Here is a 15,465-nt window from a genome sequence, read left to right on the forward strand (position 1 = left end):
CCTTGCCGAAGGCGCTAGGCGTCCGCCGCCATTGCCGCCTCACGGGCATCGTGCGTGTCGGCCGCCATGCCGTTGAAGAAGGCATTCAGCACCACCGCCGAAACCGAAGCCAGCAGGATGCCGGATTCGAGCAGCGGATGCAGCACATGCGGCATCCACATCTTGAAGTCCGGCGCCACCAGCGGAATCATGCCGAAGCCGACCGACACCGCCACCACGAACAGATTGTTGCGGTTGGTGCGGAAGTCGACATTCGACAGGATGCGGATGCCAGTGGCTGCCACCATGCCGAACATGACCAGCCCTGCCCCGCCGAGCACGAAGGTCGGCAGCGCCTCGACCAGCGCGCCCATCTTCGGCACCAGCCCGAGCACCATCAGCACGACGCCGCCGGCGACGCAGACGAAGCGGCTCTTCACGCCGGTGACGCCGACGAGACCGACATTCTGCGAGAACGATGTGTAGGGAAATGTGTTGAACAGCCCGCCGATCAGCGTGCCGAGACCGTCGGTGCGCAGGCCGGCCGAAAGCATCGGCTGCGTCACCTTCTTGCCGGTCATCTCACCGAGCGCCAGGAACATGCCGGTCGATTCGATCATGACCACGATCATCACCAGCGTCATGGTCAGGATAAGGATGGGGTCGAAGATCGGGATGCCGAAGCGCAGCGGTTCGATCAGCGCGAACCAGCCCGCCTGCCCGACCTTCTCGAAATGCATCATGCCGAGCGCAGCGGTCAGCACACCACCAATGATGATGCCGAGCAGCACGGCGATGTTGGCGACGAAGCCCCTGCCGAAGCGGGCGATCAGCAGGATCGCCACCAGCACGACAGCGGAGATGGCGACGCCGGCCACGGGCGCGTAGGCGGCATTCGGCATCGAGGCGGCAAGACCCAGGCCAGGCGGCACCGGCGGCACGGTCGAACCCGGCTGCGCGGCGAGATCGGCGACCGCCTTCAGCCAGGCGGCGTTTTCCGGCGCCACCAGCTTCGGCGCGGTCGGCCCGACCGGGTTGCCGAATATCCAGTTGATGCCGATGCGCATCAGCGACGCGCCGATCACCACGATGATGGTGCCGGTCACCACCGGCGGAAAGAAGCGCAGCATCCGGCTGACCGCAGGCGCGATCAGCATGGCGACGATGCCGGCGCCGATGATGGCGCCGAAGATCATCCGCGCCCCGTCCGGCCCCGGATGCGAGCCGGCCATCGCCGCCATCGGCCCGACCGCGGCGAAAGTTACGCCCATCATGACCGGCAGCTTGATGCCGAACCATTGCGTTGCGCCGAACGACTGTATCAGCGTGACGAGGCCACAGACGAACAGGTCTGCGGAAATCAGGAAGGCGACGTCTTCCGGGCTGAGCTTCAGCGCCCGGCCGATGATGAGCGGAACGGCGATGGCGCCGGCGTACATGACCAGCACATGCTGGATGCCCAGCGCAGCAAGACGAGGTGCGGGCAGCACCTCGTCCACGGGATGTGACGTGGATGACATGGCATTGTTCCCCTTATTTGTTGACCGCTTCGGTATGCCGACCAGAACCGGTTTCCTTCGCGCGAAGGATAGTGCAGGATCGCCGTCAACCGCCGCGTCCGCTATCAAGAAGTATTTGAAATACTCGCAGGTTTTTCATGAAAATCGTCACCTGGAACATCAATGGCGTCAGGGCCCGTATCGGCAACCTCCTTCACTGGCTGAATGAGAGTGCGCCCGACATCGTCTGCCTGCAGGAGATCAAGACGGTCGACGACCAGTTCCCGCGCGCCGAGATCGAGGCGCTCGGCTACAATGTCGAGACGCATGGCCAGAAAGGCTTCAACGGCGTCGCCATCCTGTCGAAGCTGCGGTTCGACGAGGTCAACCGCGGCCTGCCGGGCGACGATGCCGACGAACAGGCGCGCTTCATCGAGGGCGTGTTTTCCACCACCAAGGGCGCGCTGCGGGTCGTTTCGCTCTATCTGCCGAACGGCAACCCCATCGATGACGCGGTGAAGTTCCCCTACAAATTATCGTGGATGGCACGGCTGGAACGCTGGGCAGCCGAGCGGCTGGCGCTCGAGGAGGCCTTGGTTCTGGCGGGCGACTACAACGTCATTCCCGAGCCGATCGACGCCCGGCATCCGGAGAACTGGGTCAACGATGCGCTGTTCCAGCCGCAAACGCGGCAATCATTCCGCAGGCTCGTGAATTTGGGTTTCACCGAAGCGGTCCGCGCCGTGACCGACGCGCCGGATACCTACACCTTCTGGGACTATCAGGCCGGCGCCTGGCAGAAGAACAACGGCATCCGCATAGACCATCTGCTGCTGTCGCCGGAAGCTGCGAACCGTTTCTCGTCGGCGTTCATCGAAAAGCATGTACGGGCTTGGGAGAAGCCATCGGACCATGTGCCGGTGGCCATCGAACTGGACCTTGCGGCGGCCTGATCCGGCGCACTGACCAGCGTCGCGATCAGCGACGGTCGCTTTTGAAAAGCGACCGCGCAGCCAGCCTTGCCGGCTTTGTACGGCGCGGTGGCGCGCTTGCATCCTTCACGGGCGAGATGCCCCAATAGTTGCGATAGATGTCTTCGAACAGATAATCGACGGGATGCATCTTTTTCTCCTGATTGGATCGATTCAATTTAATCGGCCATTGCGCCGATTGGATCGATTCAAAAATAGACCCGTTCAGCAAAATGTCAAGCAAAACTTGGATCGATCCAAGATTTGTGCTAGAGCGCGGCAGGGGCTAGAGAGCATTGATGCCTAAATACGCCGCCGAAACCGTCAGACCGATACGACTTGCCGACGTGGCGAAGGAGGCCGGCGTATCGCACGGCACCGCATCCAACGTCTTCAGCCATCCCGATATCGTTCGCGAGGAAGTGCGCGAACGCGTGAAGGCCGCGGCCGACAAGCTGGGTTATAACGGTCCTGATCCAAAAGGCAGGCTGCTGCGTGCCGGCAAGGTCAACGCCATCGGCGTCGCCACGGCGGAGCCCCTCTCCTATTTCTTCGATGACCCGTTCGCCCGCGCCGTCATGTCCGGCATCACCCAGGCCTGCGACGCCACCGGGGCCGGCATATCGCTCGTCTCGGCCGCCAACAGCGAACAGATCGCCTGGAACATCCAGAGCGCGCTGGTGGACGGCTTCATCGTGTTCTGCGTCGAAGGCGGTTCGCGGCTGGTGGAACTCACCCGCGAACGCAAGCTGCCCTTCGTGGCGCTCGACTTTGGCTTCGATGATGAGACCATCGCCGCCATCGGCGTCGACGATCGCGCCGGGGCGCAATTGGCGGCGAGGCATTTGACCGAGCTCGGCCACCGGCGCTTCGGCGTTCTGTCCATGCCCTTTTCGGATGACGACACCTATGGCCCGGTTTCGCCCGACCGCGTCGACAAGGCCATCTATTCAGGCACGCGCGACCGGCTCCACGGCTATTTCGATGTGCTGAGGGAATTCGGCGTCGATACGGGTAAGGTGCCAACCTATGAGACCGCCAATGACGAGGCGACCGTCCACGCAGGTCTCGAGCATCTGTTCAGCCAGCCGGCAAAGCCGACGGCGCTGCTCGCCATGTCCGACCGCATCGCGCTCCACGCGCTCGACTGGCTGCGCGTGCGCGGCATCTCCGTGCCGCGTGAAGTCTCGATCGTCGGCTTCGACGGCGTGCCGGAAAGCGCCGTCTCAAACCCCTCGCTGACGACGATCGCGCAGCCCACCAGCGAAATGGGCCGGCTGGCCGTCGAGGCGATCCTGCAGCACGACGGGACAATCCGCCGCCAGATGCTGCCCGTGGAATTGCTCGTGAGAGGGTCTACCGCCAGAGCGGCTGACTAGCATTACCGAACGCTCGTCATCGCCGGCAAAGGGGCCGCTGCAAGGACCGGATGCGGCTCGCGCACCGGCTTGACCTTGTCGGACCAGCCGAGCCGCGACACCCATTCCAGATAGTAGGCGAGCGCGAACTGCATCGCGATTCCGGTGACGATGAGCAGCGTGTCGTCCAGGAGGTTGCCGGGGCTGACGATTCGGATGACCTGAGCCACCATCGCGATGACCGTGCCGGCGATGAAAATGGGCAGCGACCGCTTGCCCAGAATGGCGAGCGGATGATCGGTCCGGCGCCGGAAGAGCCGTGAAATGGCGGGGATGGCGACGACCAGATAGGAGACCGCGAGTATGTGCAGCAGCCGCGGCAGCGACAGGAACGTCTTGTCGAAGCCGGTGATCACCGCGGGAAGCCCCAGCCAGTTCTCCCTGCCCCACAATGGGCTGTGCACCCAGACGAGAGCCGCAGCCACATAAAACAGCGCCGCGCCGACCAGCCAGCGGTTTACCCCTATGCGGCCACCACGCCGAACGTGCAGCACGCTCACCATGCCGATGGTGAACAGAAACTGCCATGAGAGCGGGTTGAGGAACCAGAAGCCCGGTTCCGGATAGTTTGGGGGCGCGATCTGCCAAAGGCCGGCAACGAGCCACAGGCCGCCTGACAGCGCCAGCACGAGCACGGTCCCATAGCCGGTCAGCAGCAGGATCGCCGGAGCGAGGAACAGAAGCACGGCATAAAGCGACAGGATGTTGTTGTAGCCGATCTGGTGTCCAAGTGTGGCGAGCCCGAGCAGCGCTTCCGGCGGATTCGATATCAGCGCGCCGATATTGTTCGGCCACAGAAGATCGGGACGTTTGAAGAAGATCCCGGCGGCGCAGAAGATCGCGACGGACGCGACCGAGGCGACGATATGCGAAGCGTAAAGAACGCCGGTCCGCCGCCACATCTTCAGCGTCGCGAACAGCCGGTTGCCCGGTTGGAATTTGCCGCCATAAGCCAGCGCCACCGACATGCCGGAAATCAGCACGAATGCTTCCGCCGCATCGGAGAATCCGAAATTCTTGTAGGTGAGGGTCTCGAAAATCGTTCCGGGAACGTGATCGATGTAGATCATCAGGAGCGCAAGGGCACGCAGCACGTCTATGCGCGTGTCCCGCTCCGCCGGGACTGTCGTGATCATCAGATTTCCCTCAAACTGCATTCTCGAACGAATCCCGCTCCGCCCAGATATTGCTTTGCGGACGAAGGAAAAGTCCGTATCCAGCCGAAAGCCGCTCGAATTGCGTCGGCGTGGATCAACTTTGGGCCATGTCGAAAATATTTCGTTTTGAAGCCGGCAAAACGAGGAAATACGATGCAAAAACATGATGATGGCAAAGAGGGCGGAATCCCGCTGGAAGCCCCGGAATTGCTGGTGGAAGAGGCTTTTGCCTACCGGCTTTACCCGGCCGAAGATCCAGGCGGACGCACGCTTGTTTTGCTTCACGGTTCCGGCGTCGACGAAACGACGCTTGTTCCGCTGGCTCGCCAGATCGGCCCGGACGATGCCCTGATGGCGGTGCGCGGCCGCGTTCCCCAGGAAGGCGGAATGCGCTGGTTCGCGCGAATCACGCCGACCCGATTTGATCAGAAGAGCATCCGCTCCGAAGCCGCGGACTTCGCCGACTTCATCGCGGAAATGAGTTTCGCTGAGCGGCTCGACCTCTCGCGAACCGTCTTCCTCGGCTATTCCAACGGGGCCAACCTGATCTCGAGCGCCATGCTTCTCCATCCCGGCCTCATCCGGCAGGCGATTCTACTGCGCGCGATGCCGGTGCTTGACGAAACGCCCGTCACAAATCTCGCTGGCACCCGCATTCTGGTGATCGGCGGTGCGGCGGACGAGACCTACGGGCAATATACGCCTGCGCTCGCTGATCTTCTGGAAAGCCAAGGCGCTGCCGTGGAAGCCCAGACCGTGCCGCTCGGGCACGAATTCGGCGCCGAGGATGCGGCGATCGCCCGGCGCTGGCTGGGAGAGCGCGATGCCCATAGAGCGGGAACAGCTTCGCCTAAGCCTTGAATGGCAACCTTTCCGGCACCATTTCGATTATAACTGGCCGGCTTCTTTGACCGGTGGAGATATGAGGACGGAAATGGAAGCACGCGCGCTGGATGGCGAGATCATCACCACGAGGCTGGACGATGCCCGCGCCTATGATGGCGTGCGCACGCGCCGGATATTCGCCTGCGTCATCGACTATCTGATCGTCGGACTGCTCACCATACCCTTCGGCATACTGGTGTTTTTGCTCGGTATCTTGACGCTCGGGCTTGGCTGGATGCTATTCGGCGCCCTCGTTCCCGCCATCGCCATCGTCTATGTGTGGAACACGCTTGGCGGCAGGAACCAGGCCACCCTTGGTATGAAAGCCATGGGCATCCGGCTGGAACGGCTCGACGGGACGCGAATCGACGGCCTGACGGCGGTGGTGCATTCGGTCCTATTCTGGGCTGGCAACGTCATCCTGACGCCGCTGGTGTTGTTGGTTACGCTTTTCACCGACCGCAAGCGCACCTTGCACGACCTGCTTTTGGGCACCGTCGTGATCCGCTCCGATCCCTGAGCGGCCCGACGGGCCGCCCTATGCACCGTTTATCCTCAATTGTGAACGCCGGCGCACCGCCGGCGGTCATAATCCTGTTGAATTTTTCACCAACCGGGCCAAAGGTATGGTGAATCGTGGGAGTGCTTTCCAGGCTCGATGACGCAGCACCCGACCCAGTCTCCGCAGTTCTTCCTGACAGCGCCTTCGCCATGCCCGTATCTGGAGGGTCAGTTCGAGCGCAAGGTCTTCACCCACCTGGTCGGCGACAAAGCGTCGGAGATGAACGACCTGCTGACGCAGGGCGGGTTCAGACGGTCGCAGAACATCGCTTACCGCCCTGCCTGCGAGACATGCCGCGCCTGCGTGTCGGTGCGCATCCTGGCCAATGATTTCACACCCAGCCGCAACATGCGCCGGGTGACGCAGCAAAATTCCGATCTCGTCGGCTTCATGCACGACGCCGAACCATCCACCGAGCAGTATTCGCTGTTCCGCGCCTATCTCGACGCACGTCACCGCAAGGGCGGCATGTCGGACATGACGGTGCTCGACTACGCCATGATGGTGGAGGACACGCATGTCGACACCAAGGTCATCGAATACCGGCGACGGGGTCCCGACACCTTCGTCACCGGCAAGGGCCGGGGCGAATTGATCGCCGTGGCGTTGACCGACCAGATGGCCGACGGCCTATCCATGGTCTATTCCTATTTCGATCCTGAAATGGAGGATCGCTCGCTCGGCACCTTCATGATCCTCGACCATATCGCCCGCGCCAGGGCCATGGGCCTGCCGCACGTTTATCTGGGCTATTGGGTCAACGGCTCGCGCAAGATGAACTACAAGATGCGCTTCACCCCCCAGGAGCATCTCGGCCCCAAGGGCTGGGAACGCTACGACGAGGAAGCCCTCTAGCGGCGCTTCGATCCCTTCCGACAGAACCCATAATCTGTTTCAACGGCTGCAGCGCTGGTCCGGACAGGCATCTGATGCTATCTGCCGACACCCGCCGCACTGCGCCCAACCCATTCATGAGCTCGATATGCCCGTTCACACAGAACATTCGAAGGGCCTGCTGCTGGCTGTGGTAGGCGGGTTGACGCTGACGTTCGACATCCCCCTCATCAGGCTGGGCGACGGCGAGGCCTGGTCCATCCTGTTGCTGCGCACCGCCACCACCCTCGCCGCGACGCTGGTGATGTGGGCCGCATGGCGTGCAATGACGCCGACGGTGCCCCGCCTGATCCCCGGCAAGCGGGGCTTGCTCGTCGCGCTGCTCTACGGGCTCGGCTCCATTACCTTCATCACCGGCGTCTACAACACCACCACGGCCAATCTGGTCTTCATTCTCGCTTTCAACACCATGTTCGCGGCATTGCTGTCATGGCTCTTCCTGCGCGAGCAGCCGCGCCCGGCAACCTTTGCAGCCATGGCCGCGATGATCGTCGGCGTCGGCATCATCGTCGGCGATTCGATCGGATCTGGACATCTGCTCGGCGACCTCATGGCGCTGTCGTCGGCCTTCCTCATCGCCTCCGCCATCACCATCTCACGCGCCAGCGGCGAGGATATGGGTTTCACCAGCCTGATCGGCGTGGTGCCACCCTTTCTGGTCGCCGCCTTTATGGTCGCGCAAACTGGCTTCAACGTCTCGGCGCCTTGGTGGATCGTCTTCAACGGCGCCGTCATCATGCCGATTTCATTCTTCTGCCTGGCGGCGGCCCCCAGACACCTTTCCGGACCCGAAGTGGCGATGTTCTACCTGCTGGAAACCGTGCTCGCGCCGGTCTGGGTGTGGACGATCTTTTCCGAGGTTCCAACCCGCAACAGCCTGATCGGCGGCGCGATCCTCATCGTTGCGCTGGTCGCGCACTCGCTATGGCAGCTTCATCAAGGCCGACGGCGGCGTGCTGCTCTGGCCGTGCGTCACCCGGCCTGAGATCGCTTCTCCACCCGTGGCGGCAGGATTTCGACCTGCGCCGGTGCATCCAGCGGCCTTCCCGCGGCCTCGTTGGCATCGACCACGTCGGCCTCATGCAGCCATTCGCGCCAGATAGCCACCAGAAGCGCCATCAGCACCGGGCCGATGAACAGGCCGAGGAAGCCCATCGTCTTCACGCCGCCGATCAGGCCGAAGAATGTCGGCAGGAACGGCAGCTTGATCGGCCCGCCGACAAGCTTCGGCCGCAGCGTCTTATCGACGATGAAGAGTTCGACCGCGCCCCACACGAACAGGGCGCCACCGGCAAAAACCGATCCGCTGGCGGCAAGGTAGATCGAGACAAGCGTGAACGACAGCGGCGCCCCGCCCGGTATCAGCGCCATCACGCCGGTCAGCGCGCCGAGCGTCACCGGCGACGGTACGCCGGCCAGCCAGTAGGCGACGCCGAGCACAAGCCCTTCGCCGATGGCGATGACGGTCATGCCCATGACGGTCGAGGAAATCGTCGCCGGCACCACGCGTGAAATGCGTTCCCACCGCGCCGGCAGGATGCGCTCGCCCAGCCGGTCGACCTGCGCTGCGAAGCCCTCGCCGTCGCGGTAGGCGAAGAACAGCGCGATCAGCATGAACAGGATCGTCAGAAGCATGGAGAAGGCGCTGCCGCCGGCCGCCAGCACGGTCTGGTAAATCGAGCGGATGTTGGCGCCGCTGACCAGTTGGATCACCTCGCCGACGCCGCCGCGATGCCCCAGGTTGATCTGCCACTGTTCACCCAGCCATGCGCCGATGACCGGCAATGTGGTGATCCAGTGCGGCGTTGGCGCGCCGTTTCTATTGGCCTCCACGGCCCAGACAACCCAGTCGTGGATTTCGTTGATGGCATAGGTGCTGGCCAGCGAAATCGGAATCACCAGGAAAGCCAGGATAAGCAGGATGGCGAGCGTGGCGCCGAGCGTTCTGTTGCCGCCGATAGCGTTCAGCAGCCGCCGGTAGAGCGGCCAGCTGGCGAAGGCGATGACAAGCGCCGCAAGCACCGGGAACAGGAAGCCGTGGAAGAAATAGACGCCGGCTGCAACGATGAGCACCAGAAGCCAGCGCGCCGCCGAAAGCGGCGGGATGACGGCCGAGCGCAAGGGCGCGGCCACGCCGAACAGTCGCGGCTCGCGTTCCAGCTTGCGGATTTCCGGTTTCTTCAAAGGCGTTCCCCGATTTGCCGGCGCCGCTTCAGGCGAAGCGGTGGGCGTTGTTTCCCGTCCCGGCATTATTTCGCATCATAGTGCAGCATTCATGACCAGAAGCCAAACGACCTGTCTCTTTCTGTCAGCAGCCTGCTATGAAATGCCGGCGCGGGTATGGCGCATGGCGATTCAGTTCATACATAGGGGTTCGATCGATCTCGGCGCTGCAGCGCCGACGCTTTTGAGGAGCGCGCATGGGACAGACGGCAAGACCCTCCGAATTCGTCTGCGCCGAAAAGACAGATGCGCCCTATGTGACATTTCTGGAGGCCATGCGGCCGCTGACCGGAAAATGGAAGATCGAGATCCTCTGGGTGCTGGCGCAGAAAACCCGCCGGTTCGGCGAGTTGAAGCGCGCCCTCCCCGGCATCACCCAGCACATGCTGTCGCTGCGCCTGCGCGAACTCGAGACTGAGGGGCTGGTCAAGCGCACGGTCTACGCCGAAAACGTCATGCGCGTGGAATATGAAATCAGCGAAGCCGTGCATGGCCTGAAACCGGTGTTCGAGGCCGTTATCGGCTGGTCGGAACGCTACGGGCCGATCGCCCGCCGCATGCGCGAGTCAGTTGGTGAGGACGCGGCATCCGATTCGAACACGCTCGCCGTCCAGGCTACAGCCATTTCGGCATCCTTGGCAACGAACGGGGATCGCTAACCGAACTTTCCCGTCCGCGGAAAACCCTTCGGCACCATGCGCCCGGCGGCTGCGCGCGCGCCGGTCCACTCCAGCAATTCTTCCCGTGTCTTGGTGAATGTGCGGTCGGCCGAATCCTGCCAGGAAAGGCCGCTTTCCATGACGAAGGTTTTCAGGTCCAGCACCCCGCCATCCTTGTACTTTTGCAGCCGTACGCCCTTGCCGCGCGTCATCTCGGGAATCTCGGTCAACGGGAACACCAGCATCTTGCGATTCTCGCCGACGATGGCGAGGTGATCGCCGCTGAGCGGCAGGCAGCGCTTGGCCTCGTCCGGCGCCTTGACGTTCATCACCTGCTTACCCTTGCGGGTATTGGCGACGACCTCCGCCTCCGGCACCACAAAACCGTTGCCCTCATGCGAAACCAGCAGCAACCGCCGCTTGGCGTCATGAATGAAGGCGGTGACGATGTCCTGGTCGTTTTCCATGTCGACAATGATGCGGATCGGCTCGCCATGGCCGCGACCGCCCGGCAGCCGGTCGGCGCCGATCGTGTAGAACTTGCCGCCGGTGGTGAAGACGAGGATCTTGTCGGTGGTCTGCGCATGGAAGGCGAGTTTTAGCGAATCGCCCTCCTTGAAGGTCAGGAGCGAATGATCGGTCAGGTGGCCCTTCATCGCCCGTAGCCAGCCCTTTTCCGAGACGACGACGGTGACTGGCTCGCGCTCGATCATCGCATGGGCGATATCGGTCAGATCGTGCTCCGGCGCATCGGCGAACTGCGTGCGCCGCGCGCCGTTCTCGCTGTCCGGTCCGAACTTCTTGCGCAGGGTGACGATTTCCCAGCGGATCGTCTTCCACTGCCGCGCCTGTGAGGCCAGAAGCTCCTCAATCTGCTTCTTTTCCTGCGAAAGCGCGTCGAATTCCTTGCGGATTTCGAACTCCTCCAGCTTGCGCAACTGGCGCAGCCTGAGATTGAGGATCGCTTCCGCCTGAACGTCGGTGAGATCCCAGCGCGCCATCATGACGGCCTTGGGCTCGTCCTCCTCGCGGATGATGCGGATCACCTCGTCGATGTTGAGATAGGCGACGAGGTAGCCGGCGAGGATTTCCAGCCGCCGCTCGATCTCGGCGAGCCTGTGGTTGGAACGGCGCAGGAGCACGTCACGGCGATGGTCGAGCCATTCGCGCAGCACGCCCTTCAGCGACAGCACGTTCGGCACCTTGCCGCGAGACAGCACGTTCATGTTGAGCGGGAAGCGGCTTTCCAGCTCGGTCAGCTTGAACAGCGATTCCATCAGTATGCCTGGGTCGACGGTGCGGCTCTTCGGCACCAGCACGACGCGGATGTCCTCGGCGCTCTCGTCGCGGATGTCTTCCAGCAGCGGCAGCTTGCGGGCGATCAGAAGCTCGGCGATCTTCTCGATCAGCCGCGCCTTCTGCACGCCGTAGGGAATTTCGGTGACGACGATGTTCCAGGTGCCCCTGCCCTGGTCTTCCTGCAGCCACTTGGCGCGGACTCGAAACCCGCCTCGTCCGCTCTCGTAAGCCGAGACGATCAGCGGCCACTCGTCCACCACCGTCCCGCCAGTCGGAAAATCCGGTCCGCGCACCTTGCATTTCAGCAACGCCTCGGGATTGTCCCGCGCCTCCGCCTCGATCGCCGCCCATTCGTCCGGCGGCGTCATCAGCTCGGCCACGGAAGCGGCCGGATTGTCGATCAGGTGAAGTGCAGCCGTCAGAAGCTCGGCGGCGTTGTGCGGCGGAATCGAGGTCGCCATGCCGACCGCGATGCCCGACGAGCCATTGGCGAGCAGGTTCGGGAAGGCGCCCGGCAGGACGGACGGCTCCTCGTCCTCCTCATTGTAGGTCGGGCGGAAATCGACCGCGTCCTCGGTGATGCCGAACAAAAGCTCCGTCGCGACATCGGTCATCCGCGCTTCGGTATAGCGCATGGCGGCGGCGTTATCGCCGTCGATATTGCCGAAATTGCCCTGCCCATCGACCAGCGGGTAGCGCATGGAGAAATCCTGCGCCAGGCGCACCAGCGCGTCGTAGATCGACTGGTCGCCATGCGGGTGGAATTTACCCATCACCTCGCCGACGATGCGGGCGCACTTGGCGAAGCCCTGGTCCGGGTTCAGCCGCAGCAGCCGCATGGCATGCATGATGCGCCGATGCACAGGCTTCAGGCCGTCGCGAACGTCCGGCAGCGCCCGGTGCATGATCGTCGACAATGCGTAGGCGAGATAACGTTCCTCCAGCGCCTTCTTCAGGTCGACTGGCTCTATGTGATCGTCACCGCCATTCCCGGGCGGTAGAAGGCTTTTTCCCATGGTTTCGAACTATCCGAGCGGCTGATTCGCGGCAAGGGCCGAAGCATCGCGCATCCTGCCGCCCAAACGGCCTTGCCGGAATCGACGATCGGCCTAGTTGATCAGATCGCCATATGTCCGAAACAGACCGGAATGCGAGCAATTGCCTTTTCTCGCGATTTTCGACCATTGTGGCGGCGATGCCTTTTTCCAGTCCAGTTCTTCACGGACAGGGGATGGCGTAAAGAATTTCGGCAAACGCCAAGGACCATTCAGGGAAAACGCGATGACGCTCCTCCGCCCGACTTTTCAGAAGCTTGCTATTTCCACCTTCCTTCTCACCCTGCCGCTGAATGCGGCCTTCGCCCAGGACACGACAGCCGTCGCCAACCGCATCAAGGCGCTGATGGCCAAGCAGGGCGTCGATATCGCCTGGACCGGGGTCTCCGGCGATGCATCCAGCATGGTGCTCGATGGCGTTTCCATCAAACCCGCTGTCGAAAAGGAAAGCTTGCCGATCGGCAAAGTGACCCTTGAAGGTATCTCCGAGGACAATGGCGTCTATACGGTCGATACGGTTTCGACCGAGGCGATCTCGCGCACCGTCGAGGGCATGGCGGTCGAGATGAGCCCCTTCATCATGAGCGACCTGACATTACCGCCCGAGAATGGCACCGACCCGATCGCCGGGCTGATGATGTACAAATCGGCCGAATTGGAAAACCTGACGGTGAAGATGGCCGACAAGACGGCCTTCACCATGGAGAATTTCTCGGCCGAGATCACGCCGCCGGAAAACGGCAACGCCATGGAGTTCACCGGCACGGTCGAGAAGTTCACCGGCGATCTCTCGCTGGTGCAGGATCCGAAGTCGAAACAGCTCATCGACGGGCTCGGCTACCAGAACATCTCCGGCAATATCGAGGTGGAAGGCACATGGAAGCCCTCGGACGGCAAGATGGTTCTGTCCCAGTACGACGTTACCGTCGATGATGCCGGCACCTTCGGCATGACCTTCGATTTCGGCGGCTACACGATGGATTTCATCAAGTCGCTGCAGGATTTGCAGAAGAAGATGGCCGCGCAGCCCGATGACGCCGACAAGTCGGCCCAGGGCATGGCCATGCTCGGCCTGATGCAGCAGCTCAGCTTCAACGCTGCGTCGATCCGGTTCGACGACGATTCCTTCACCGGCAAGGTGCTGGAATATGTCGGCAAGCAGCAGGGCATGTCGGCCAAGGACATCGCCAATCAGGCCAAGGCCATCGTGCCGTTCGGCATGGCGCAGCTCAATAATGCGGAACTGACCGCGCAGGTCACCGCCGCTGTCGGCAAGTTCCTGGATGATCCGAAGAGCCTCGAGATCAAGGCCAATCCGCCCGCGCCGGTGCCATTCGCGCTGATCGCTGCCGGCGCGACGTCTGACCCGAAAAGCCTGCCCAAGACCCTCGGCGTCACCGTGACCGCCAACGAAGACTGAACGGCCATTCCGCATCAAACGAAAGGCCGCGGCGTCAATGCCGCGGCCTTTTTCGTGACATTAAAGTTGATGAGCTAATTCATGTATATGATCCGCCTTGTCTGGAATTGTTCCAAGGTATAGGCCATATTCGACAAAATGACTGCCATGTGAGGAACGATCATGCGTCTCACGCGCCAAACCAACTATGCCATGCGTATCCTGATGTATTGCGCGGCCAATGACGGCCGGCTGAGCCGCATTCCCGAAATCGCCGCCGCCTATACGGTCTCCGAACTCTTCCTGTTCAAGATCCTGCAGCCTTTGGTGGAGCACCGTCTGGTTGAAACCGTGCGGGGCCGCAATGGCGGCGTCCGGCTCGGTCGGCAGGCCAGCCAGATCAGCCTTTTCGACGTTGTACGCGTCACCGAAGAAAATTTCGCCATGGCCGAATGCTTCGAAAGCGATGCGACGGAGTGCCCGCTGGTCGATAGCTGCTCGCTGAATTCGGCTCTGCGCGAAGCGCTCAACGCCTTCTTCGACGTGCTGGCACGCTATTCGATCGCCGACCTGATCGCCGCGCGCCCGAATGTGCGCAACCTGCTCGGCATCGACATGATCGAGCGCCGCGCGCCCGCCGCCTGACTGCCTGCAATCTCGCTTGGACCGGTTTTAACGTGCGGCCGACTGCGGCAGCACGAAGGGCATGTTGCCTGCCGGCAGCGCCCCGATCTTCAGCCGGCAGCCGAAAACCGTATCCATCAGATCGTCAGTGAGGACATCGACCGGCGCGCCGTCCGCCGCCAGCCGGCCGCGATGCATGACGCAGATGCGGTCCGCATACATCGCCGTCAGGTTGAGGTCATGCAGGATGGCGACGACCCCGCCGCCGCGCCGGGCAAAATCGCGCGCCACATCCATGATGATGAGCTGGTGCTTGATATCCAGGCTGGAAACCGGCTCGTCGAGGAGCAGATAGCGCGGCTTGCCGTCCAGAACCGGCGTCCACACCTGGCAGAGCACGCGCGCCAGTTGCACGCGCTGCTGCTCGCCGCCGGACAGTTCCTGATAGAAGCGTCCGGCGAATCCTTCGAGGTCGACGCGCGCCAAGGCCCGCTCCGGCAGTTGCTTATCCTCGCCAGCCAACGCGCCCGAACGGCCGCCGACAAGCCCTAGCCGGACGATTTCACGCACCGTGAAGGGAAACGCCAGCGTCGTCGCCTGCGGCAGCACGGCGCGCATCGCCGCCGCTTCGACCGGCTTGAGGCCGGCAAGGTCGAGACCATTGATCGCAACGCGGCCGCTATAGGGAAGGTCGCCCGACAGCGCCCGAAGCAAGGTGGTCTTGCCCGATCCGTTCGGTCCAACGATCGCCGTCACCTCGCCGGCTCTGGCGGTGAAGTCGACAGCGGAAACGATGGCCTTGCCGCCTATCGCCACCGAGACATCATGGGCGTCGATCATG

The 15,465-nt window shown here is 62.6% G+C and carries 15 protein-coding genes; 9 read left to right on the forward strand and 6 right to left on the reverse strand.

The window, feature by feature from the left end:
• Window positions 1-14: 14 nt before the first annotated feature.
• Window positions 15-1,499: a nucleobase:cation symporter-2 family protein gene (locus J2X35_RS07400; protein WP_056110048.1), complete on the reverse strand. Its 1,485-nt coding sequence runs from the start codon at window positions 1,497-1,499 to the stop codon at window positions 15-17.
• Between the two features lie 137 nt (window positions 1,500-1,636).
• On the opposite strand from J2X35_RS07400, the gene xth reads away from it, so the two are divergent.
• On the forward strand, window positions 1,637-2,431 hold the full coding sequence (gene xth, locus J2X35_RS07405) for an exodeoxyribonuclease III (protein ID WP_310183374.1): 795 nt from the start codon (window positions 1,637-1,639) through the stop codon (window positions 2,429-2,431).
• Between the two features lie 25 nt (window positions 2,432-2,456).
• On the opposite strand, the gene J2X35_RS07410 is transcribed toward xth, so the two are convergent.
• Complete coding sequence (locus J2X35_RS07410; protein ID WP_310183377.1) at window positions 2,457-2,600, reverse strand: hypothetical protein; 144 nt, start codon at window positions 2,598-2,600, stop codon at window positions 2,457-2,459.
• A gap of 148 nt (window positions 2,601-2,748) precedes the next feature.
• On the opposite strand from J2X35_RS07410, the gene J2X35_RS07415 reads away from it, so the two are divergent.
• On the forward strand, window positions 2,749-3,828 hold the full coding sequence (locus tag J2X35_RS07415; protein WP_310183380.1) for a LacI family DNA-binding transcriptional regulator: 1,080 nt from the start codon (window positions 2,749-2,751) through the stop codon (window positions 3,826-3,828).
• A 2-nt stretch (window positions 3,829-3,830) separates the two neighbouring features.
• On the opposite strand, the gene J2X35_RS07420 is transcribed toward J2X35_RS07415, so the two are convergent.
• A complete protein-coding gene (locus tag J2X35_RS07420) occupies window positions 3,831-5,003 on the reverse strand; it encodes an OpgC domain-containing protein (RefSeq protein WP_310183382.1) in 1,173 nt (390 codons plus the stop codon).
• Here J2X35_RS07420 and J2X35_RS07425 point away from each other — a divergent pair.
• The 4 genes from J2X35_RS07425 to J2X35_RS07440 all read left to right on the forward strand — a co-directional run bounded on the left by J2X35_RS07425 (window position 4,920) and on the right by J2X35_RS07440 (window position 8,350).
• Window positions 4,920-5,885, forward strand: a complete 966-nt coding sequence (locus tag J2X35_RS07425; protein WP_310183384.1) for an alpha/beta hydrolase — start codon at window positions 4,920-4,922, stop codon at window positions 5,883-5,885. The two genes, J2X35_RS07420 and J2X35_RS07425, sit on opposite strands and share 84 nt — an antisense overlap.
• 73 nt (window positions 5,886-5,958) lie before the next feature.
• A complete protein-coding gene (locus tag J2X35_RS07430; protein WP_310183387.1) occupies window positions 5,959-6,429 on the forward strand; it encodes an RDD family protein in 471 nt (156 codons plus the stop codon).
• Window positions 6,430-6,567: 138 nt separating this feature from the next.
• Window positions 6,568-7,326 carry an arginyltransferase gene (locus tag J2X35_RS07435; RefSeq protein WP_056110059.1) on the forward strand — a complete coding sequence of 253 codons (759 nt, stop codon included), beginning with the start codon at window positions 6,568-6,570 and terminating at the stop codon, window positions 7,324-7,326.
• A 127-nt stretch (window positions 7,327-7,453) separates the two neighbouring features.
• Complete coding sequence (locus J2X35_RS07440) at window positions 7,454-8,350, forward strand: DMT family transporter (RefSeq protein ID WP_310183389.1); 897 nt, start codon at window positions 7,454-7,456, stop codon at window positions 8,348-8,350.
• Here the strand turns inward: J2X35_RS07440 and J2X35_RS07445 are convergent.
• On the reverse strand, window positions 8,338-9,549 hold the full coding sequence (locus tag J2X35_RS07445) for an AI-2E family transporter (RefSeq protein ID WP_056110063.1): 1,212 nt from the start codon (window positions 9,547-9,549) through the stop codon (window positions 8,338-8,340). The genes J2X35_RS07440 and J2X35_RS07445 overlap by 13 nt on opposite strands.
• 236 nt (window positions 9,550-9,785) lie before the next feature.
• Between J2X35_RS07445 and J2X35_RS07450 the strand changes: the two genes are divergently transcribed.
• Window positions 9,786-10,247: a helix-turn-helix domain-containing protein gene (locus tag J2X35_RS07450; RefSeq protein WP_082542400.1), complete on the forward strand. Its 462-nt coding sequence runs from the start codon at window positions 9,786-9,788 to the stop codon at window positions 10,245-10,247.
• On the opposite strand, the gene parC is transcribed toward J2X35_RS07450, so the two are convergent.
• Complete coding sequence (parC, locus tag J2X35_RS07455; RefSeq protein ID WP_310183391.1) at window positions 10,244-12,562, reverse strand: DNA topoisomerase IV subunit A; 2,319 nt, start codon at window positions 12,560-12,562, stop codon at window positions 10,244-10,246. The two genes, J2X35_RS07450 and parC, sit on opposite strands and share 4 nt — an antisense overlap.
• Window positions 12,563-12,827: 265 nt before the next feature.
• Between parC and J2X35_RS07460 the strand changes: the two genes are divergently transcribed.
• Together J2X35_RS07460 and rirA are read left to right on the forward strand one after the other, a co-directional pair.
• Window positions 12,828-14,021: a hypothetical protein gene (locus tag J2X35_RS07460; RefSeq protein ID WP_310183393.1), complete on the forward strand. Its 1,194-nt coding sequence runs from the start codon at window positions 12,828-12,830 to the stop codon at window positions 14,019-14,021.
• Window positions 14,022-14,183: 162 nt separating this feature from the next.
• Window positions 14,184-14,645, forward strand: coding sequence for an iron-responsive transcriptional regulator RirA (rirA, locus tag J2X35_RS07465; RefSeq protein WP_056110068.1), 462 nt, complete (start codon window positions 14,184-14,186; stop codon window positions 14,643-14,645).
• Between the two features lie 27 nt (window positions 14,646-14,672).
• Here rirA and J2X35_RS07470 read toward each other — a convergent pair whose 3' ends face one another.
• On the reverse strand, window positions 14,673-15,464 hold the full coding sequence (locus J2X35_RS07470; protein ID WP_310183395.1) for a heme ABC transporter ATP-binding protein: 792 nt from the start codon (window positions 15,462-15,464) through the stop codon (window positions 14,673-14,675).
• Between the last annotated feature and the right edge of the window lies 1 nt (window position 15,465).

Origin of the sequence: Mesorhizobium sp. BE184, from assembly GCF_031457045.1 — a bacterium.
Classification (GTDB): Bacteria; Pseudomonadota; Alphaproteobacteria; order Rhizobiales; family Rhizobiaceae; genus Mesorhizobium.